Below are 20,625 nucleotides of genomic sequence, written 5' to 3'. Positions count from 1 at the left end.
CGTTAACATGACACAACCAGTCTTAGCTTTAAAAAACATCAATAAACAATTCGGTCACGGTCATACGGCAGTCAACGCCCTGACTGACGCCAATTTCGAAGTCAGTGCCGGTCAATTTGTGGCCATCATTGGGCCATCCGGTTCTGGTAAATCGACCTTCTTAACGATTGCGGCCGGCTTACAAACGCCAACTAGCGGGCAAGTCGTTTTAAACGGCCAACCATTGACCAATCAGACCGAGAAACAACGACTCGCCTACCGGTTTAACGAAATTGGCTTTATTCTGCAAAGCTCCAACCTGATTCCGTTTCTCACCGTCCGTGAGCAGTTCAAATTAGTCGACAAAATGGCGAAACGGAAGTTCAACCAATCAGGTACGGATGAATTACTAGCTGAATTAGCCTTAACTGAGGTTCGCAATGCTTACCCGAGTGACCTCTCCGGTGGTGAACGTCAACGGGTCGCCATCGCCCGCGCACTCTACAACGACCCCAGCGTTATCCTCGCCGACGAACCCACTGCAAGCTTGGATACCCCGCGTTCAATAGACGTGGTCAAACGCCTCGCCACTGAAGCTCACCAGCACAACAAGGCCATCGTCATGGTGACACATGACCAACGTCTCATCGATGACTGTGATGTGGTTTATCAGATTGAAGACGGTAAAATGAGCCGGCGCGATTAGTTACCTAGCGCTTCTAAAAACTCGCTGTTCACTATGAACACCACATCCGATACTAAACGACGTCTCAATCTGAGGCGTCGTTTTTTTGAATACAGCGGATTTCATCTGCCTGTTTTTCACTGCCGTCGCTGTCCCAGTTCATAAGAGACATGCGGGCTGTGCGGGTTAATTTGTCATGAATTATGATTAAAATTGGCCCGTTAGTTGGCTTACTGTTCGTCAGCTAGAGATGCGTCCTATTCCGACCTCCGGGGCTGGCTGACAACGCTGGAACAGGGCGGACATCGATTTGAACTTACGCAGAAGATCACTGCGCAATTTCAAATACGAGTCTTCTTCTAGCCCGGGAAACTCGCCCGGACAAGAAGAACTTCGCCCTTGAGCATTGTCAGCCAGCCCCTCCGGTCGGGAAGCCGCTCGAATGGCAGATGAACGACCGCCTACCTTGGTACAATTGAGCATTGAGTATGAGGGACTGGTCCTTGAGACAAACGTTTAACTAGTATAGATACTGACTTATGGCATTTAATTATTGGGAAGACACTTGAATATTAGTCACCCATTTCAATACCGTAAACTTCAATGGCAACTAGTCTTGAATTCAGTTGATAAAATTACCTAATACTTAGAAGAGATTGCCGAAAAAACCACCGAATTCTCAACTCACCGTGGAGACATCGCCCAAAACCACAAAATCAGACCTCAAAGTGGAGATAAAAACCCATTTTGAAGTCTGATTTCACTTTGGAGCGGTGAACGACAAATCAGTAATTTAATCTTTCAGCAGCCACGTTTAGAACTCAAGGTTTTGCTACGTCAAGCGACCAGAGAAAATTCTAACAACTTCAGTTAAGTCGCTCGTCTGATGGCACAAGCAAGAAAGCTTAGCTATCATTAGAAACTAGTCTGATAGTTGACTATCAAAATGACCGCGGCTAAGAATCAACGACTAATTCAATAAAAAGTTGAGTGCGCACACATCTGCCTTTCGAATACCATCCCGGCTGGAAGGTGTTTCTGACAATGCTCAGCGATGAAATTTCACTTAGCAAGCGTCTTTTGCTTGGTTAGTGAAAGACCAGTATTTAAGACGTGGGTTGTCGGCTTAAATCTGTGTCCATCGCGTTCCAGCGTTGTCAGAAATGCCTGGAAGCCGGTGTAGGACGAACAAAACGACAGCTTTACGCTAACTCGCTTTGTTTCCAGCGGTTCTTAGCTGGTAGCACTTGAGCTCCAAAAATAGCACAATTTAATCATATTTAATCCCAATTGATAACAGTCACGCTTTCAATGATGTCGGCACGGATTCTTCACTCGTAATATTGCCGTGCAAAAAAGCCAGCTCAAGTGAGGTCACCCGAACTGGCGAAGATCATTTTTAGCGATTAATATTTTTATATCAAACGGCTCTAATTAGCTTGTGGTAATTTATAGCGTAAGGCGCGATACACCAGCGCGACCACGTATACCGTAATAAAGCGGTCGAGGTAATCAGTACCCACCTGAATCAAGAACACTGCCAGTGGTTTTGCCATTCCAGTCCCTAATAACAGTTGGACTAGCATGCTAGAACCTGATGACGTGATGCCTTGGAACAATATCACGGTGATTGCCGTCGACAACAGTGTGCCGGGTAACGAAATGACCGCCGCTAACCACCAGTTGGACCGCCATGTTCCAGGTTTGACCCGCCGGTAGAGTAGACCAGCGACTAGCCCCGTCACCAATTGAACTGGCATGAAAAATAGTGAGTATAAATCAGTTGTGGCACCGACGATCACGCCCGTCGCACCACCAGCCAGCATCCCACCAAGGGGCCCAAAGACCGCTGCAGCGAGGACCGTGCCAATCGAATCAAGGTAAATCGGTAATTTTAGCATCAGTGCAATGTTACTCCCGACGAAGTTCAAAGCGATGCACAGCGCTAATAAGGTAATCGTCCGCGTCTTTATTTTTCGCATGGCGTCACCAATTGGTTCAGGACTTGGGTCAAATCAGGCTCGGTCGCCCCGAATACAGTCGTTAAGAATAGCCGCCAGAATGCTGGGACATCAACATCCGTCATAATTTCACTATTAGCCGGCGTGTGCCAGAAGTCATGGTCATCGACAATCGACTGACCGCGGGCAACCCCCGTCGTCGCCACCGTCGTATAACTTTCGAAGCCCGCTAAAATGGCCGGGTCAATCATCGCAGCCACGGCCAACGGATCATTGATGACACAGCCAATCACCCGTTCGTACTGCCAGTGGAAATCAAAATAGAACTTGGTGATTTTTTCGACAAAGGATCCTAGCTCAGGATTGATGTCTTTAATATACGTCAACAAACTCGGCGTTAAGACGATTTTTCGCGTGACATCTAAGCCGACCATTTGAATCGGGACCGGCATTAAATCAAAGACGACTTTGGCCGCATCCGGATCACACCAGAAATTATATTCTGCCACTGGTGAACAATTGCCATGACTGCGATAACTGCCGCCCATCAAGGTAAACTGTTCGACTTGTTCAAATAGTTGCGGGTCACGCTGTAGTACCGTGGCAATATTGGTCAGTGGTCCCAATGCCAGAATTGACGTGGTCGGTGCTTCGGTCAGTGTATCCACAATAAAGGAAACGGCATCCTGAATCGGCCGAACCGCTGTGACTTCCGGAATCTGGCTATTCCCGAGGCCATCATCACCGTGCGTGTCTTGTGCACTGGTGTACGGCACTTCCAGTGGACGGTTGGCGCCTAAGTAGACCGGAATATCCAATCGGTCTGCCAAATCTAAAATTTTGAGGGCATTTTCTGCCCCGATGTGGGTGGGCACGTTCCCACAAACGATCGTAATCCCAATCACATTAAGTGCCGGTGATTTTAATGCCAGTAATAAAGCTAAACTGTCATCGATTCCGGGATCGCAATCAATAATGACGTTACGGGTTGCATTCATTCTCCTACCTCCGATTACTGAAGTTCTTGGTTTTTTATTCTGGGCAGTTTACGAACCAGACCAGCAGATTGCAACCAACCATGCTGAATTGTATGAAATGCTAGTCCAATTATAGCGGAGACGACCGTAATTGAAAACCACCAAAACGGTACTGTTAACGACATTCAAGTGGTTAGAACGTTTCGCCGGTGCTTGCACCATTTTCCACGCCACCCACTCGTCCATTAATTATGTAACTGAACTTTTACCGGAGTTCAGTAAGTGTAGCGCTGGAAAACATGGTACAATGTGACTACTAAAGATAAAGTAGGTGTCGAATCATGCGTAAAGTTCAGTTTTATGGGGCCATTTCAATTGACGGTTACCTTGCGACTAAAGATAATCGTCTCGACTGGTTATTCCAGACGCCCGGCGCTAACGATGCCCCTACCGAAGCGTTCATGCAGCAAGTTGATACGGCCATTATGGGTCGCCATACTTACGAGTACACGATGGAACAAACGACCGATCAGCTCATCAATCCTTACAATCCAGCGACTCGCAACATTGGGATGACGAGCCAGCCGCAACCAGGTGACGAGCGCACGCAATTCACCAACAGCCCGGTTGCAGACATTGTTCAAGACCTCCGACTAGCGCCCGGTCGTAACATCTGGATCGTTGGTGGCGCCGGCGTCTTAATGCCACTACTCGCCGCGGACCTGATTGACGACCTCTACATTCAAATCGCACCGATCATCCTCGGCACTGGCATTCCACTGTTCACTGCCGTGGCGCATCAGCAACGCTTTGAACTGGTCGCAACCAACCACTATGACCAACTCGCTGAAGTCCATTTTCAACGACTGCCAACTGAATAGCATGCAAAAGACCGATTTGGCAATCATCGCCAAACCGGTCTTTTCTTCAAATCCATTTGTATCAATTAACGGCTAATCGGGTAACGACTGACCACAGACTCAAGCAGCTGCCTGCCGTTTAACTGCCCCACGCAGGAGCAACGGGGCAATCAAGGTCGTCAAAATAATTGCCGTGATCACTGCCGAATACCGGTCAGCTGACAACAACTTTCCTTGATACCCAATCTGCGCAATAATCAACGCCATTTCACCCCGCGAGACCATCCCAGCCCCGATTTCATAACCACTCAACCAGTTGAAGCCGGCTAACCGTGCCCCAATTCCAGCCCCGAGTAATTTCGTGACGATCGCCGCAATTGTAATCACGACAATGAACCAGAAATCGCTCAAGAAGCCTTTAAATGACATGTTCAAGCCGATGCTAACGAAGAAGACCGGGATGAAGACCGCGTTCCCAATCGGCTGGATATGGTCATCAATGACCTCGTGATAATCGGTCTGACCAACTGCAATACCAGCGAAAAATGCCCCAATCACGGCACTCAGGCCAATCATATCGGCTAAATAAGAGAGGCCAAAACAAATCACCAGCGACATCAGCGTAATCGACGTCGGCACTAATAGTGCATTCCCGACCGCCATCAAGTGTGGCACGACCCATTTGACCACGAAGAACAAGGCAATGAAGAACGCTAGCTGAATCGCTAACGACAACCCCAGATTCGTCGAGGCGTGACTCCCTCCACCGCTGACTTCACTACCGAATAGGCTAATCATCAGACTTAAAATCAGCACGGCCAGTACGTCATCCACGACGGCCGCACCCAAAATCGTGGTGCCTTCCTTACCATCGAGTGCGCCAAGTTCTTTCAACACGGCCACAGAAATGGAAACCGACGTCGCCGCAAAGGTCACGCCCAAAAACAAACTTTCAGTGGCATTCAAATGAAACATCTGACTGCACCAATCAATGACGCCGACGGGCAAAATCACACCCAGCACTGCGACTAACAGACTGGGACGCCAATATTTTTTTAATAACTGTAAATTACTTTCCAACCCGGCCATGAACATCAAGATGATAACGCCCAGTTCGGCGAAGTCCTTGATGAAACTCGTGGCTGAGACCCAGCCGAGCACAGCGGGACCCAAGACGATACCACTCAACAACTGACCAATCACGGCCGGTAAGCCCATGCGGACACTCAAATGGCCGGCGACTGCGGTCACGATTAAAATTAATGCTAAACTACCAACGTAATCCATTAAATCCTCCTAATTCCAAAAAAAGACACGTCAAGAAGCGACTACCCAACCCAAAAGTAGTCCGCATTCTTGAAGTGTCCTTCAACCGTAAAAACTATTCGTGGAACTAGTATAGCATATTTTCATGAGTCTGGCCGTGACAACTGCTCGTGAAAGCGGTTATAATAAGTTTACATTCTGTTAATCGAAAGGTCGCTTCGTCGTGTTGAATATTCCAGATTTTCGTCAACGTTTTGGTTTCTTAATTTTTTCCATCTTACTTAATTCTGCCGCTAATGCTCTGACGATTTCAACTAGTCTCGGGAGTGCGGTCTGGACTGGCTCGAGCGTTAACCTCTCCGACTGGACGCATATCTCACTCGGAACGACACTCCTCTTATATGGCGTGGTCGTCACCATCCTCAATCAACTGTTATTGGGGCATTTTGACCGGCGCCGCTTTATTTCTAATCTCCTATACATCGTGCCGTTTAGCTACCTCGTGCAGTTTATCGGCTATTTCTGGGATTGGCTGAGAATTCCGGCACTCCCACTGATTCCGCGCCTGATTCTCAATATCTTAGGCTTGTTAGGGGTGGCCGCGGCCGTGTCCATTTATCAACGGTGTAATTTAATTCAACATCCCAACGATGACTTATCGTACATTTTACGGTTCCGGTTCCTCCACGGCTCAGCCATCATCGCGCAATGGACCAGTTATCTGCCACCTCTCGCGATCATCGTCATCTCATTTTTCGCCACTGGACACCTGCGTGCGATCGGGTTCGGTACCGCCTTTGCCTTAATTGCCCAAGGCGCCATCATGGGCTGGTCGGATCACCACGTCTTTCCACGCCTCAAGCACCACGTCGACGTTGCTCAGGCCCATCACTCCGCTTAAACGCGTATTGACAAACGCCCACGCCAAACCCAATAATGGGACTATTCTAATTTATTGGGGTCATGCACATGAATCTTACGCAACTTACGAGTCAAATTGTTTTGATGTTCATTCTGATGTTGGTCGGACTACTGGTGAATAAGCTCGGCTTTATGCATGCCCAGACTTCGACTGACTTAACGAACATTCTATTGTACATCGTTTCACCCTGCCTGATTATTCAGGCGTTTGAGCAATCGTTCTCGGCGGACCGATTGCAGTTACTGGCACGCGTGATTGTCGGTATTATCATCATTTACATTATTATGATTATTGTGACTCAGCTATTATTCAAACCAGTGGCGGATCCAAATTTGCGGCGAATTATGCGCTACGGTTCGGTTTATTCCAACGCCGGCTTTATGGGCATTCCACTGACTAGCTCACTATTCGGCGCGACCGGTGTCTTCTTCGCGGTCGCATCGCTGGCAGCCTTTAACATTTTCAGTTGGACGCACGGCATTAGCCTGTTTACTGGCCGACAAGGGAACCGCCGTGAAAACTTCAAGCAAATCGTGTTGAATCCCAATATCATTGCCATCGTGGTCGGTTTAATTCTGTTCGTGACGTCATTTCGGTTACCAACCATCGCGAATAGTGCGATTAAATACGTGAGCTCGGTCAACACGCCACTATCGATGATCGTCATCGGTAATAGCTTGGCGGATGTCAAACTAAATCGCGCCACACTTGATAAGCGCCTCTGGTGGGTGCTGTTGCTCCGTAATTTGCTGTTTCCCTACCTAGCGATCGTCGTCCTGCAGCTGATGGGAATCACTGGTGTGCCGCTGTACACGACCGTGTTGATGGCCGCTTGCCCAGTCGCCGGCATCGTCGTCTTATTTTCGCTGAAAGTCCATGGCAACCCCGGCCCGGCGGTCGCACTCATGAGTATTTCAACGATTCTAAGCGTCGTCACGATTCCAATCGTCTTTGCACTTGTGAACTTACATTAGCGCTAGCAACAAGCTAGGCCTAGCGGGTACACTGGCATTCAAACCAGCGCCACTACCCAAATAAATCTAAAATAGACGTATCAGAATTATTGAAAATCCTGACACGTCTATTTTTTACAATCGATTGCCTTGCGTTGATTCATATCGCTTAGTTAATCTTGAACGTTACTTTGCGGCCACGTTTAACGGTGGTGTCTGGGCCATCCGGGGCTGCATTAGCCCGGTTGGCGAGAATAATTGGTCAATGAGGGCTTCTGGTAATAATTCGCGCTGACGTAGTAATGCCGGGATGGCTTGATGAGCAGCCAATGCTTCCTTGATCAGGGTCGTCGTCATTTCATAACCGAGATACGGCGCTAAGACCGTTGCGGTGATTGCGGAGTGAGCGACTTGGTCTGCACACCGTTCCCGGTTGACCGTCAATTGCCGAACACAGTGATCGACCAGCGTTTCAATGGCGTGTTGCAAATGGGCTTCACTGGCCAACAAGGCGCGTAACATGATTGGTTCAAAAGCATTGAGCTCCAGTTGACCAGCTTCCGCCGCCATGGTGACCGTTGTATCGTTGCCCATCACTTCAAACGCGACTTGGTTGACCACTTCTGGAATAACCGGGTTGATTTTTCCAGGCATGATTGAGGAGCCAGCTTGTTGAGCAGGTAAATTCAGCTCACCAAATCCGGCTTGGGGACCACTCGCCAACAATCGTAAGTCGTTGCTGAATTTCGATAGGTCGATAGCTAGGGTCTTCATCGCGGCCGAAAAGGCGACAAACAAATCACAATTTTGCGTCGCGTCGATCAAATCATCCGCAGCGACCAAAGTTAACCCCGTATTCCGTTGTAGCTGTTGCAGAATCTGTTGCTGATAGGTCGCAGTGGCATTGATGCCAGTCCCAATTGCCGTCCCACCTAAATTGACCCGCTGTAACTGTTCCCCCGCCTGCCGAATCCGGCTCAAATCGCGTTTGAACAACTGGTAATAGGCATGAAAGGTCCGTCCATAGGTGGTGGGGACCGCGTCTTCAAGCTGGGTTCGCCCAACTTTGATGGCGTCCTGATAACGCTGAGACTTGACTAACAGCGTCTGGACCAGTCGACTGAGGGCCGTCAATAAACCTGGCAGTTGGATCTGCAGTGCCATTTTACCAGCCGTCGGAAACGTGTCATTGGTCGATTGTGATTGGTTGACGTCATCGTTGGGATGCACGGTCACCGCTGGCACTAATTGGTGCGCCAGATTAGCAACGACTTCATTGACGTTCATGTTCGCCGAAGTGCCGGCGCCACCTTGAATCGCTGGGACAATGAAGTTATCCGCGTAACGTCCGAGCAGCAACTGATTGCATGCCGCAATAATGGCTTGCGCCTTAGCACTCGTTAAGGTTCCAGCAGCCGCATTGACACTGGAAGCGGCCTTCTTGATTTGAACGAGGCTTTGAATAATCAGCGGATGCATCAATTCCGTAGAAATCGGAAAATTGTGGACCGCACGCAAGGTATGAATCCCATATAAGGCATCGTCTGGAACCGCTAACTCACCAATACAATCTGCTTCAATTCGCATAGCAAAACCCTCTTATTTAGATTTCATGTAACATCTTCTAACATGAATAACTAGAGTTTAGACCATTTTTATTGAAATACAATCCCTTTAATGGAGTTATGCGTAATCTAAAGTTCAACGTCAATTGAGATTAAGATACATCGGATTCATCATCGTCAGACTTCACATTGATTAGTCGTCATCCGCTAGCAACGCCTATACCAATTATTAAGTTATTACACAAACGTTAATAATCTGCGAGTAATCTGTAACCGTTCGTTTATAAATACTTGTCCTCTAATGCGTTGTGCTAGTTATGATTTAGCTTTAAAGATGGTTAAATCATGACAATTTCTAAGTTCAAGTGCTGCCAGCTGAGACCCGCTGGAAACAAAGCGAGTTAGCGTAAAGCTGTCGTGTTGTTCGTCCTACACCGGCTTCCAGGTATTTCTGACAACGCTGGAACGCGATGGACACAGATTTAAGCCGACAACCCACGTCTTAAATACTGGTCTTTCACTAACCAAGCAAAAGACGCTTGCTAAGTGAAATTTCATCGCTGAGCATTGTCAGAAACACCTTCCAGCCTGGATGGTATTCGAAAGGCAGACGTGAGCGAACTCAACTTTTTCTTAGATTAGTCGTTGATTCATAGTCCAAAGTCATTTTGACATTCAACTGTCAGACTGGTTCTAATGATAGCTAAGCTTCCTAACCCATGTTTTAACTTTTCGAATCGCGGTTTCACTGAATTTGTCAGAACTTTCTCTAGTCGTTGGAGATAGCAAAGTCTCGAATTCCAAACGACGGCAATTTAATCAACTCATTTCAAGGCCACTGTCCGTTGAATCTTGCGAATAAAATTCAACTGATTTTTTCAGTGATTAAGTGTGATAAAGCATTATTGACTCCGATTAAAAGTTTGTTTGAAGGACCAGTCACTTAATACTCAGTGGTCAGTTGTACCCAGATAGGTGGTCGTTAATCCGCCATTCGAGCGGGTTCCCGACTGGAGGGGCTGGCTGACAATGCTCAAGGGCGAAATTCTTCTTGTCCGGGTGAATTTCCCGGGCTAGAAGAAGATTCGTATTTGAAATTACGCAGTGTTTTTCTGCGTGAGTTCAAATCGATGTCCGCCCTGTTCCAGCGTTGTCAGCCAGCTCCGGAGGTCGGACTAAGACGCGCATCGGCTGACGAACAGGACGCCAACTTGTCATGATTTAGCCATGAATCATGACAAAGTAACTAGCACAATGCGTGTCCTCTAGTAATTTTTTAAGCCGAATATAGGTCAATCCAAAAGAAGCTGCTTCCACCAAATAAGAAGACTAATCTGACTCAAATCGAAGACGTCTGAAAATAGTCCACTATGCCGCCACAAACGCCACGCCACACACAATCTTTCATTGATTCCTTTAATGCCAGTTGAATCTTTAATTTCGTTCAATTGCTTTAGATAAATCTGATACCAAGTTTTTGAAACCTTTCGCGCGACTTGCACGTTTTGACAATCAATCCTGACAACATCCGCAACAATCATCGCGACTGGTCTCTAAGTCTCGTCCCTGTTGCAGCACTAGTTCTGCGCCTGACGTGCCACCACGCGTGGATAATGAATGAAGTGCGCGTAAAAGCCCATCACCAGTACCACGACGGGCTAATCCACAAACGCCGTTCCAACCAGCTAGGTCCCACAAGACATTGCCACAAAACGAACCAAGCGCCCCGCCCATAAAGTAACCAAACATGAAGACGGAATTGAACCGGCTGCTAGCATGGACATCGATGCTCTGGATGCGTGCCTGATTAGCAACCTGTCCGAATTGGGTCCCTAAATCAAGAATCACGATACCGACAATCAGTCCAGCGATGTGGGTCCCACTCAACCAGAAGACGACGTAGGCCAGCGTAGACAACACCAACCCCAGTCCAATGATCGTTCGTGGGTGAAAACGGTCCGCCAGCCGACCAATCAATGGGGCTGCAAGAACCCCCGTTACGCCTAATAAGGCCAGCAAACCGGCTTCACGACTGCCCCAGCCATATTGATGTTGCAAATAGAAGACCAAGGTCGCCCAGAAAATATTGGAAACACCAAACAGCACAAACCCGTTGACCGCAGATGCACGCAAAACTGGGTAGCGACGCACCAGCTTCGGGACCGTTTTAATCATTTCCCGATAAGTGGTGGCATGTGCAGTGACTGGATCATGGGGCAGTTTTTGCCATAAAATCACCCACAGGCCCGCAATCAAAATGGCAGCTATCAGATAAACCATCTGCCATGGCAGGTAGCTGGCCAACACACCACTCACCGTCCGTGACAGCAAGACCCCGACTAACAGTCCGCTCAAAACATTCCCCAATACTTGACCACGTTGCTGCCGGGGCGCCAAGAAGCCCGCGTACGGAATAATCACTTGTGGTGCGACTGAGGTGACCCCAATCAACACACTGGCGATGGCGTACACCCAGATATTGGGCGCAACAAATGCCAGCAATGCTGAAACAATGGCGAGTACAAGTAATCGCATAATGAGCGTGCGCCGATTCATGATGTCACCCATCGGTACAATCAATAGCAGGCCAAATGCATAGCCTAATTGCGTCAGCATCGCCACCGCTCCGACGACGGCGTTAGCAAGATTGAACTGCTGGGCAATGTCCGCTTCGATTGGTTGGATGTAATTGATGTTAGCGACCACGATTGCCGCGGAAATCGCCATTAATAAGACGGTACTTTTGTTTAAAGATTTTGAATTCACGTTAATTTCCTTCCTAATTTACAAGATTGACTGTATCTTCAAATTAGAAAGCTTGTTCGACCCGTATAATCAACCAGTGTTTTAATTGCCGGTCGACGGGCCGTTCCATTGAATTATTTATCGTTCATCATAAACTCCTTTATTGCAATAATCCTTATTTTACCACGCGAATCCGCCTTTTCCACGTCTGCTTGGGACCAATCAATAGGCTTGACTCGCGCATCGTGCTATACTTATTGATTGTGCATTATTACAGAATCTATAAAAAGAAAGGACGGTACTATGCCAACTCAGAATTCAACGTTACCGCTCGATGCAAACGGCAAACCTTACCACCGGACTTGGTTAGTGTTGACTTTGCTCGTCGGAACGTTTACGACTTTTATCACTCAAACGTTGTTAACCACGGCTTTTCCAACGTTAATGACTGATTTTCACATTTCCGCAACCGCTGTTCAGTGGTTGACCACCGGCTTCATGCTGATTATGGGTATTATGATTCCGGTCAGTGCTTGGTTACTCACCCGAATCAATTCCAAATATTTATACCTAACTGCCATGGTCATCTTTGGCCTGGGAACGACGCTGGCGTACTTCGCCGTTAACTTTCAGATGTTACTGATTGCCCGAATGATTCAGGCAATGGGGGGTCAGAATTTCCGCACCCGTCTTTCAGACCATCATGTCATCGGTCTACCCGCCAGAAAAACGGGGCTCAGCGATGGGAACGGCCGGAATCGTTATTGGCCTAGCACCAGCCATCGGTCCGACCCTCTCCGGATGGATCATTGATAACTATTCCTGGCGGGCGCTCTTCCTATTCATCCTGCCAATCAATATTCTCGTCATCATCGTGTCATTATTTACGTTACGAAAAGTGTTGCCAACTTCCAAACAACCGATTGATTGGTGGTCGGTATTAATCTCCACGATTGGTTTTGGTAGCATGCTGTACGGTTTCTCATCCGTCGGCAATTCCGGCTGGGGGGACCCAATCGTACTCACAACCTTAGTCATCGGCCTAATTTTCATCGGTCTTTTCGTCTGGCGGCAGCTTCACATGGATCAGCCATTATTGGAATTACGCGTCTTTAAGATTCCAGCGTTTACCTTATCCGCCATTTTGACCGTCCTCGCCTACATGGCCATGATGGGGGTCGAAATGATTTTACCGATGTACATTCAAACGGTACTGGGCCGTTCAGCCATGGACTCCGGGCTGATTTTATTGCCTGGTGCCATTATGATGGGGATCATGAGCCCGATTACTGGTCGTATCTTCGACCATATTGGTGCTCGGATGGTGACAATGCCCGTTACGACCACTGGTATCAACGCATTACCATTCCGCTTGATTTCTCACGGGACTGCCGCTAACAATACGTTACGGCAAGTTGCCGCTTCAATGGGGACCGCCGTCCTCATCAGTGTCTACTCGAGTGTGGCCAAGTGGCAAATGCCAGCCCACCACCTCTTGACCCAAGCGCCGCTGAAATACAAGCAAGCTGGTATCACGGCAACTTTAACGGGTTATCACATGGCGTTCGTCGTTTCTCTGATTTTCTGTGCAATTGGCTTTGGTTTGACCTACTTCTTGAAGGCCAACCATTCGACCACACTCAGTCAGGAGGATGATGCCGCATGATTATCGTGTTATTGATTCTCGCCACTTTTGTCTTTGCCGGCGCGATGATTTTTGCCCGAGCGGGTCGTGCGCGCGTCGTCACAACGCTCATTAGCGGTCTGGTCATCGCTGGTGGACTTGGTGCCCTCATCCTAAACGATAATTATCACTGGGGCATGCATCAAGTGACACAGACGCAAATTCAAGATTTGGCTCCCTTGCAATCGAAACGCGCCGCATTACGTGTTCAACAACTCGGGACTGGTTCGGAGCGCGTCATCGCTTACCGTGTCGCGAGTGCCACAAAAGCCAGTCGCACGGTCGCCGCAACCACGACCACAACTAAGCTCACGACTGGAGCGCCTGCTCAAGTTCAGATCAGAACGACCACTTGGCAGTTCAAAAACCACTGGGCGCGCGTTCTCTTCAGCCTTGGCAATACCAAGACTAAGGTCGTCGCACGTCAGTATTTATTTACAATTCCCAAAACTTGGCAAGTGCTTACGGTTAGAAGTTAATCGTTAGGTTACTTAGCAAACAACTATTAGTTATAAAAAGGAACGCTCAACTTTTTTCAGTTGAGCGTTCCTTTTTTGGGATGTGTTGTTAAAATGATGGATTCACTATCTGTGCATCGTGCTTGTTATTATTTAGCATTTAAGATGATTGATGAATCATGCTACTTCTTAAGGTCAAATGTAGCCATCTAAGGCCCGCTGGAAACAGCCCGAACTCGCGTAAATCTGCTGTTGTGGCAGTGGTGCCCGGAGTTCAACCGTTGGTGTGACGTGGTAACTTAACATTTGCATCCCTGCTTTCTCGACAAAAAAATCGCAATCATGATTAATTAAATTATTAACCATTATTGCGATTTAAGTGATAAAAATCAACTAATGTCGGAGCAAAGCCGTAATCAAAATCAGCGCACTTACGACCTGCAGCGTCCCCACGCCCAGTCCGTATAACGCTAAGCGCTTCCCGGCTTTCAAGAAATTAACTAAGTTCAGCCGTAAACCGATCGCTGCTAATGCGATGATTTCAAACCAACTACTAATCGTATGCGCGGTCGTGCCAACGATTGCTGGCAACGAAACCAAGCTGTTCAGTGCACATAAAATCAGAAATCCTGCGACATACCATGGGAGCCAGTGACCATTCCCGTTGCCACTGACGACCGCATCTTCAGCCAATTCGTTTTCTAGTGTCCGTTGATGTAAGCGGCCAAAAATCAGCACGACGACCACTAACATCATGATTCGCATAATTTTAAAAATCGTGGCAAATTGCACGGTCGTCTGATTCACCATACTTGCTGCGGCTACCACTTGACCGACGGATTGCAAAGTCCCACCAATCAAAGCCCCTTTGAGGATCACACTGCCGCCAAATACGGCCATCCCCAGTACGGGCAGCGTTAGCATCAGCACGGTTCCCATCAAATTGACCAGCGTAATCACAGTCCCCTTGTCATCTTCATCGGCATCAATCACTGGTGCAATCGACGCAATCGCAGAAGAACCACAAACCGCGTTTCCCCCAGCCATCAACATCCGTACCGATTGACTAAAGCCTAGTTTGTTGCCTAACCACAAGGCGCCAACGATTGTGATCGTCATCTGGCACAGAATGAATACCACGCCTAGGCCGCCGATTTTGCCAATCGTTTGGACCGTCATCGTCGCACCCAGTAACATGACTGAATACTCCAACAACTTACTTTCCGCAAACTTCGTCCCCCGACCAAGTTGCGGTTGTTTCAAAACGGCGTTTCCACCCACAATTCCTAACAGAATTGCAATGGTTGCTGCCCCCAGCGCAGGGACTAACTGTGCCAGCCATTGACTAATAATGGCGATGGCAAGACTCGTCAGTAACCCTGGTAAAATCCCTTTGACCTTCATTCGCTTTCTCCCATCTCTATCCCGATGAGTTTAAGTATACGAAAGTTATTTACATTTGAGAAATAAATTATTATGATAGTTATTATTAAAAATCATAATAGTTTGGAGGGAGACGTATGTTCAAACAATTGGAGACCTTCTGTGCCGTGTATGAAACGCGAAATTTTTCCCACGCGGCCGAACAACTTTTCATTTCACAGCCCACGGTTTCAACTCAAATTAAACAATTAGAGGCGGATTTACAAACGACCCTGTTCACCCGTAATGGCCGTCAAGAAATCGTTCCGACTGCTAGTGGCCAGCTACTTTATCAACAAGCACAGAAGTTATTAACGACCTGGGCCGCGACTAAAACGGCCGTCCGTTCACCACGTCAATTGGTCAAGGTGCCTTGCCGCATTGGCGCGTCACATACGACTGGGAGCTTGATTTTGCCAGCACTCTTGGCCGAACTGAGCACTGCCAGTGACCGCTTCGATTTTCAAGTCACACTCGCTAATTCCGCGGAAATTCTAACTGCTATGTCACAGCACAAGCTCGACTTTGGTCTAGTGGAAAAGCCGCTGGTCACAGACCACTTGAACCGTTTGGCATTTGGTCATGACGAACTGGTCCACGCCGGCGATTTCAACAGTCCGCTCTGGCTTTTGCGTGAGCCGAATTCTGGCGTTCGCCACTATACCAACGCTTTTTTGAAAGCACGCAACATTCAGCCCGAGCAAGTCATGGTCATTCACAGTAATCAAATGATTGCCGATCTACTCGCTCGGGGTACGGGGCAAACGATTATTTCACGCCACGTACTCGCACCCACGATTCCAGTCGAAGCACTTAGCAGTCATTACCAACGCCAATTCTTCTTACTCACTAACCACCATCCAGCCGCCGCGCTACGACCGGTACAAGCCACCATTACGCAGTATTTGACGACCTGGTCAAACGGGTGAGCTGCATTTGTGATTGCAAAAAATTTATCGTTCAGTCGCAAAAAGGCCGGCGTGCAAATACGCCGGCCTACTTTAATGGCTCACTGATTGACAGAATACGATCAAACCGAGATGAACAAGCCGCTTCTCAGGTATGACAAACTAAACGTCCTTAAAACTTTTTCAGAACTTTTTCAGAACGTACTTCAACGTCGTTTTGTGATGAGCGTGATGGAAGACTAATCCAATCGACCTGATGCCGCGTTGTTGTGGCACAAAGATTGACGACATCGGAGCGAGGTCAACCGTTCGATACTTGCCGTAGCCGCGATAATTAAATTGGACACGGCCAAGGTCGCGATGTGATGCAATCTCTTCCACCGGAATAGTGTACGCCTGTTCACTGCCCGTCAAGGCATTCCGGAGCACGGTACTTTTATGAGCACGAATCGTTACAAGTCGATTTTTTCCGCGCAAGTTCACGCCACCCACTGTGAAGCGGTTAAGGTTAAAAGTGACTGTCTTAGGAGAGCGGTTGTTGATTTTCACATCCGTTCCAATCAGATAATTCCAGTGCCGGTCTCGCCTGATATGGTTGTTGTTTACTTGAAAGGTAAAATGAACCTGCCGTTGCACATTCTTGGATAACCGACTGAAATTACCAGTATTTTGGGTTAACGACGTCGTTACTGGTCGATGGCGCACACTTCGATGACTTGCGCTTACCGACAGTGGCGTCGCCAGTGACAAACATAAGCTACTACTTAATAAAAAGCCGACAATTTTCTCCTTTTTTCGCATCTATGTCACTTTCCTTCCAATCACATAGCATATGAAACTCGGTACCCAGTCAAGTTTCATGCGTGAATAATAGCGCCTGTCCGCTCTGACCTCAAGTCCTATCTCAAATAAATTTTTTAGCTAGCTTCAATCATCAAACAACAGTTAAAGTCAGCACGTCACAAATGCCATTACAACAGTATTTAGCCGTCTGCTATGCCTGTCGATCCATCTAAAATATCACCATTGTGAACTTACCAAACCATCGCCACGATGCCCACTTACCCACAAAAAAATAGCCTGACTAATGACAGCCAGACCATTTTAGTCTTACTGAACAACCGCCTGCCATCGTTGCCAGACTTGGTCGTCAGCATATTGTTCACTACTTTGATAGGCACCCTTGCTCAAACGTTGTTGCCGCTGTGGGCTTTCTAACGTCCGGGTCAGTGCTCGAACGAGTTGATTGATGGCACCATCCTTGACCAGATAGCCGTTCTTACCATCTTTGAGAATATCCTTTGGTCCATAATTAATATCATAGGCAATCACCGGTACCCCGTGACTCAGCGCTTCAATTAACGAGAGCGGCTGCGCATCACTTTCACCGGTATAAACGTAGGCGCCGGCTTGGTCGTATGCGCTGGTTAAGTCGGGTTGGTAGCCAGCAAAGGTAACCGCTGCACCTAAGTGAGCCTGTTCCACTTGTTGCTTTAACTGTTCCAGCATCCCGCCATAGCCATAAATGACCAGGGTGGCATCCTTAATTTTCCGCTGAACTTGTTCAAAAGCGGTGATCAGTTGGTCGACGCGCCGTTCAGCATCCAAGCGCCCCGTATAAATAATCTGATGCGCATGGCGGTCACTGACGGCGATTGGTGTGCGGTCAGCTTGTTGTTTAGTCACTACCGCGGCCGAAATAGCCAAAATTGGCACACTCGGATGCCCACCAAGCCACTGAGTTAAGTCCTGCTTTTGTTGTTCAGTACTCGTGATCACGCCATCCCAGGCACTTAAGAACTCATGGAGCCCGTAAACGTAGGCGTTGTTCAGATTCGAATAGACCTGGTCTCGTGGATCAACCGCGTGCGGCGTCGGCAGCCACAGATATTTTTTAGCCGCTGTTCGCATGTTGACGACTGGCCACTGGGCGGCTAACGGCCGGTCTGCAATAAAGACATTATCTTCATCGTACTGTTTGTTCAGTTCATCGAGGAAGAACCGGTACCATTCCTGTTCACCATTGAAATAGTAGTCGCGGCCCTGATAATCCATCAAATGACACAACGAGACGTAGTTGGCCCCATTACTATCATGGGCATAATACTGCTCAGCCATCCGCCGCCCATCCGGCCGATAAAAGATGTCCGTCACGGGTTCGCCCGCCGACGAGAAGAACTCATCACGTGCTTTGAAGCCCCGTTCATCATAATCAGTTCGCTGAACAAGGTTGTCAAAGCGGTCAAAGATTTCGATGAAGTAGACGTGGCCCACGGTACTTGGCACAAAGTGGACCTTGGCAATTAAACGGTCCCCAGCGCGGACTTCACTCACGTTCGGGTCGGGTTTGATATCATACGCTGCCGGCCAGTTCAAATCAGTCATCTTAACGACTTGACTCGGATAACTGGTCGTTTCACGGAAGAAATCAAACATATTGGCCATTTGATCGTCACCAATATTGAAGCGGCGCATGTTCTGATGCAATAAACCATCAAATTGGCGAGTCACCAGTTTAGCCGGCGCCTGATGCGCTTGAAATAGCTGAAGCCGTTTGAATTCAGCGTGCTCGACACCCGAGTTGAGTGCCATTAAATACTGATTGACAAAAAAGTTCATCGCTGCGTTGCCCCCTCACCTTGATAAAAAGCCGTTGCCGCTTGCATTAACGGCTGCCATTGTTGCCACACCGCAGCCGTACTGAAGCGCTGCGCATCTTGATAGGCTTGCTGGCTATAAGCGGCCAGTTGCTTCGGATGCGTCAACAAATCAATCATCGCCGCGGCTAGAGCATCCTCATCATTGACCGGTACCAAGCGGCCATCTTGCCCGTCGCGAATAATATCACGCGGACCATACTTCACGTCATAGGCAATTTGCGGGACCCCGTGGGCTTGGCCTTCCAGCAGTGCGAGCGCAAAACCTTCCGCACGCGACGTCAGCATCGCCAGCTGAGCGTCGTTATAGACCGCGGTCAAATCAGTCGTGTAATCATTAAAGGACACGGCTGACTGCAGACCCAACTTCTCGACTAACGCGCGCAACTTTTTACCCGTATCGCCGTTTGCATAGCCCCAAAAATCAAGGGTCGCATTCGGCACCTGTTGACGAACTTGTTTGAACGCCCGAATCACTTGATCCTGCTGCTTCTCTTCGGCGAGGCGAGCAACAAAAATAATCTTACCAGCCGTACGCGTCTCCCAGGCTGGTTTAGGAGCAGCTAACGTGGCATCATCGACGATGCCCACCGGAATGGTGTATACGGCTGGTTGATTGCTAAACCGGTCCTGAAAGTCCGCGGTCTGTTGCGCCGTTGAAGCGATAACGCCATTCCATTGGTCGAGGTTGTTCAGTGCATAGGCATAGTTAAAATTCAGTCCAGCGGTCTTAGGATGCGCTGGATCATTGACGTGATTACTGTGTAAGTGCATGACCTTAAAGGCCTTCGTCCGCATGTGAAGCGCAGCGTACGCCAACTCATACGTGCGATCGACAACAAAGACCGCATTCTTAGTCGTTCGATTCAACTCATCCAAAAAGAACGTCGTCATCGCCGTCTCACCGGTGAACGACCAGTCTTGACCACCATAATTAATAAACCGGTAAAGTGAATTTTGCACTTGATTTTGCCGGTCCGCCATATGAAAGGTTTGATAAACCACTTCACCAGCGGGATTAAAGACTTGTTCACTCGCGACTTGCCCATCAGCAGCATAAAACTGCTCAAGCCCCTTGAAACCGCGAGTATCGTACCAATCAGTCTTAACTAACTTGCCATTTTGGTCGTAATGCTGAACATTGTTCAGCTGCTTTTGCGTATTGGCAAACGTGTTGACCTTCATTAATAATTGATTATCTTGATAAACTTCGTAATTTCTCCCCACTGCTTCAACCCGTAAATCGGCAGCCAAATGCAAGTCATCAATGGTCATTGCAGTCGTGGGTTGCTGGCTACTGTGTTGAATAAAATCAAATAAGTTGATTTGATTTTTAGCCGCAATTCCCGCTGACTTCAAGGTTTGATGTAATGACAATGAAAAGAATCTGGTCACCATCTTAGCAGGAACGTGATGCTGGTTAAAAAGCGCCAGCCGTTTCATTTCAGCATGTTCGATGCCCGACTTTTTCGGGTTAATGCTGGTATTCACAAAATAATACATCCTTCTCGCTCCCTTACACGACGTTCTGCTTAACGGTTTCGATTATAACAAATTTCATGGTATTAATAAGAATTTCGCTC

Annotated in this window: 14 protein-coding genes, 2 pseudogenes and 1 riboswitch; of the genes and pseudogenes, 7 read left to right on the top strand and 9 right to left on the bottom strand. The window is 48.1% G+C overall.

Going from position 1 to position 20,625, the window contains the following annotated elements:
* Positions 1 to 7: 7 nt before the first annotated feature.
* On the top strand, positions 8 to 685 hold the full coding sequence (locus tag KGF70_RS11005) for an ABC transporter ATP-binding protein (protein WP_088770850.1): 678 nt from the start codon (positions 8 to 10) through the stop codon (positions 683 to 685).
* A 1,409-nt stretch (positions 686 to 2,094) separates the two neighbouring features.
* On the opposite strand, the gene KGF70_RS11000 is transcribed toward KGF70_RS11005, so the two are convergent.
* Together KGF70_RS11000 and KGF70_RS10995 are read right to left on the bottom strand one after the other, a co-directional pair.
* A complete protein-coding gene (locus KGF70_RS11000) occupies positions 2,095 to 2,646 on the bottom strand; it encodes an ECF transporter S component (protein ID WP_050340330.1) in 552 nt (183 codons plus the stop codon).
* Complete coding sequence (locus tag KGF70_RS10995) at positions 2,634 to 3,623, bottom strand: nucleoside hydrolase (RefSeq protein WP_101873002.1); 990 nt, start codon at positions 3,621 to 3,623, stop codon at positions 2,634 to 2,636. The genes KGF70_RS11000 and KGF70_RS10995 overlap by 13 nt, the downstream gene beginning before the upstream one ends.
* Before the next feature lie 20 nt (positions 3,624 to 3,643).
* A riboswitch (PreQ1 riboswitch) is annotated at positions 3,644 to 3,688 on the bottom strand.
* 255 nt (positions 3,689 to 3,943) lie between these two features.
* On the opposite strand from KGF70_RS10995, the gene KGF70_RS10990 reads away from it, so the two are divergent.
* Positions 3,944 to 4,483 (top strand): dihydrofolate reductase family protein, encoded by a 540-nt coding sequence (locus KGF70_RS10990; protein ID WP_216768864.1) that lies wholly within the window; start codon positions 3,944 to 3,946, stop codon positions 4,481 to 4,483.
* Between the two features lie 99 nt (positions 4,484 to 4,582).
* Here the strand turns inward: KGF70_RS10990 and KGF70_RS10985 are convergent, their stop codons facing one another.
* Complete coding sequence (locus KGF70_RS10985) at positions 4,583 to 5,749, bottom strand: cation:proton antiporter (RefSeq protein ID WP_105920439.1); 1,167 nt, start codon at positions 5,747 to 5,749, stop codon at positions 4,583 to 4,585.
* A 202-nt stretch (positions 5,750 to 5,951) separates the two neighbouring features.
* Between KGF70_RS10985 and KGF70_RS10980 the strand changes: the two genes are divergently transcribed.
* Positions 5,952 to 6,629 (top strand): hypothetical protein, encoded by a 678-nt coding sequence (locus KGF70_RS10980; protein ID WP_216768862.1) that lies wholly within the window; start codon positions 5,952 to 5,954, stop codon positions 6,627 to 6,629.
* Between the two features lie 68 nt (positions 6,630 to 6,697).
* Entirely contained in the window at positions 6,698 to 7,624 is a 927-nt protein-coding gene (locus KGF70_RS10975; RefSeq protein ID WP_050340326.1) for an AEC family transporter, read from the top strand.
* Positions 7,625 to 7,789: 165 nt separating this feature from the next.
* Here KGF70_RS10975 and KGF70_RS10970 read toward each other — a convergent pair whose 3' ends face one another.
* A complete protein-coding gene (locus KGF70_RS10970) occupies positions 7,790 to 9,190 on the bottom strand; it encodes an aspartate ammonia-lyase (protein ID WP_216768860.1) in 1,401 nt (466 codons plus the stop codon).
* 1,555 nt (positions 9,191 to 10,745) lie between these two features.
* Positions 10,746 to 11,934: pseudogene (locus tag KGF70_RS10965) on the bottom strand (MFS transporter).
* 282 nt (positions 11,935 to 12,216) lie between these two features.
* Here KGF70_RS10965 and KGF70_RS10960 point away from each other — a divergent pair.
* Together KGF70_RS10960 and KGF70_RS10955 are read left to right on the top strand one after the other, a co-directional pair.
* Positions 12,217 to 13,579 (top strand): annotated as a pseudogene (locus KGF70_RS10960) (DHA2 family efflux MFS transporter permease subunit).
* The gene (locus tag KGF70_RS10955; RefSeq protein ID WP_216778864.1) at positions 13,576 to 14,076 is read left to right on the top strand and encodes a DUF4811 domain-containing protein; all 501 of its coding nucleotides are present in this window, start codon (positions 13,576 to 13,578) and stop codon (positions 14,074 to 14,076) included. Before KGF70_RS10960 ends, KGF70_RS10955 begins: the two are co-directional and overlap by 4 nt.
* Positions 14,077 to 14,448: 372 nt before the next feature.
* Here KGF70_RS10955 and KGF70_RS10950 read toward each other — a convergent pair whose 3' ends face one another.
* On the bottom strand, positions 14,449 to 15,459 hold the full coding sequence (locus KGF70_RS10950; protein WP_216769579.1) for a YeiH family protein: 1,011 nt from the start codon (positions 15,457 to 15,459) through the stop codon (positions 14,449 to 14,451).
* Between the two features lie 116 nt (positions 15,460 to 15,575).
* Between KGF70_RS10950 and KGF70_RS10945 the strand changes: the two genes are divergently transcribed.
* Positions 15,576 to 16,406: a LysR family transcriptional regulator gene (locus KGF70_RS10945; protein WP_050340319.1), complete on the top strand. Its 831-nt coding sequence runs from the start codon at positions 15,576 to 15,578 to the stop codon at positions 16,404 to 16,406.
* Positions 16,407 to 16,568: 162 nt separating this feature from the next.
* Here the strand turns inward: KGF70_RS10945 and KGF70_RS10940 are convergent, their stop codons facing one another.
* The 3 genes from KGF70_RS10940 to KGF70_RS10930 form a co-directional block, all read right to left on the bottom strand.
* Positions 16,569 to 17,186 (bottom strand): hypothetical protein, encoded by a 618-nt coding sequence (locus tag KGF70_RS10940; protein WP_216769578.1) that lies wholly within the window; start codon positions 17,184 to 17,186, stop codon positions 16,569 to 16,571.
* 309 nt (positions 17,187 to 17,495) lie between these two features.
* A complete protein-coding gene (asp1, locus tag KGF70_RS10935; RefSeq protein ID WP_216769576.1) occupies positions 17,496 to 19,004 on the bottom strand; it encodes an accessory Sec system glycosyltransferase Asp1 in 1,509 nt (502 codons plus the stop codon).
* Complete coding sequence (locus tag KGF70_RS10930; protein WP_216769575.1) at positions 19,001 to 20,545, bottom strand: glycosyltransferase; 1,545 nt, start codon at positions 20,543 to 20,545, stop codon at positions 19,001 to 19,003. The genes asp1 and KGF70_RS10930 overlap by 4 nt, the downstream gene beginning before the upstream one ends.
* Between the last annotated feature and the right edge of the window lie 80 nt (positions 20,546 to 20,625).

The organism is Lactiplantibacillus sp. 7.2.4 (genome assembly GCF_018991185.1).
Taxonomy (GTDB): Bacteria; Bacillota; Bacilli; order Lactobacillales; family Lactobacillaceae; genus Lactiplantibacillus; species Lactiplantibacillus pentosus.
The sequence above is the reverse complement of the archived record's forward strand: the minus strand, read 5'-3'. Positions and strand labels throughout refer to the sequence as shown.

Excerpts from the sequence above, each read along its gene's own strand:
- KGF70_RS10985 (WP_105920439.1), bottom strand. The coding sequence starts at position 5,749 with ATGGATTACGTTGGTAGTTTAGCATTAATTTTAATCGTGACCGCAGTC.
- KGF70_RS10990 (WP_216768864.1), top strand. The coding sequence starts at position 3,944 with ATGCGTAAAGTTCAGTTTTATGGGGCCATTTCAATTGACGGTTACCTT.
- KGF70_RS10975 (WP_050340326.1), top strand. The coding sequence starts at position 6,698 with ATGAATCTTACGCAACTTACGAGTCAAATTGTTTTGATGTTCATTCTG.
- asp1 (WP_216769576.1), bottom strand. The coding sequence starts at position 19,004 with ATGAACTTTTTTGTCAATCAGTATTTAATGGCACTCAACTCGGGTGTC.
- KGF70_RS10945 (WP_050340319.1), top strand. The coding sequence starts at position 15,576 with ATGTTCAAACAATTGGAGACCTTCTGTGCCGTGTATGAAACGCGAAAT.
- KGF70_RS11000 (WP_050340330.1), bottom strand. The coding sequence starts at position 2,646 with ATGCGAAAAATAAAGACGCGGACGATTACCTTATTAGCGCTGTGCATC.
- KGF70_RS10950 (WP_216769579.1), bottom strand. The coding sequence starts at position 15,459 with ATGAAGGTCAAAGGGATTTTACCAGGGTTACTGACGAGTCTTGCCATC.
- KGF70_RS10955 (WP_216778864.1), top strand. The coding sequence starts at position 13,576 with ATGATTATCGTGTTATTGATTCTCGCCACTTTTGTCTTTGCCGGCGCG.
- KGF70_RS10940 (WP_216769578.1), bottom strand. The coding sequence starts at position 17,186 with ATGCGAAAAAAGGAGAAAATTGTCGGCTTTTTATTAAGTAGTAGCTTA.
- KGF70_RS11005 (WP_088770850.1), top strand. The coding sequence starts at position 8 with ATGACACAACCAGTCTTAGCTTTAAAAAACATCAATAAACAATTCGGT.
- KGF70_RS10970 (WP_216768860.1), bottom strand. The coding sequence starts at position 9,190 with ATGCGAATTGAAGCAGATTGTATTGGTGAGTTAGCGGTTCCAGACGAT.
- KGF70_RS10930 (WP_216769575.1), bottom strand. The coding sequence starts at position 20,545 with ATGTATTATTTTGTGAATACCAGCATTAACCCGAAAAAGTCGGGCATC.
- KGF70_RS10995 (WP_101873002.1), bottom strand. The coding sequence starts at position 3,623 with ATGAATGCAACCCGTAACGTCATTATTGATTGCGATCCCGGAATCGAT.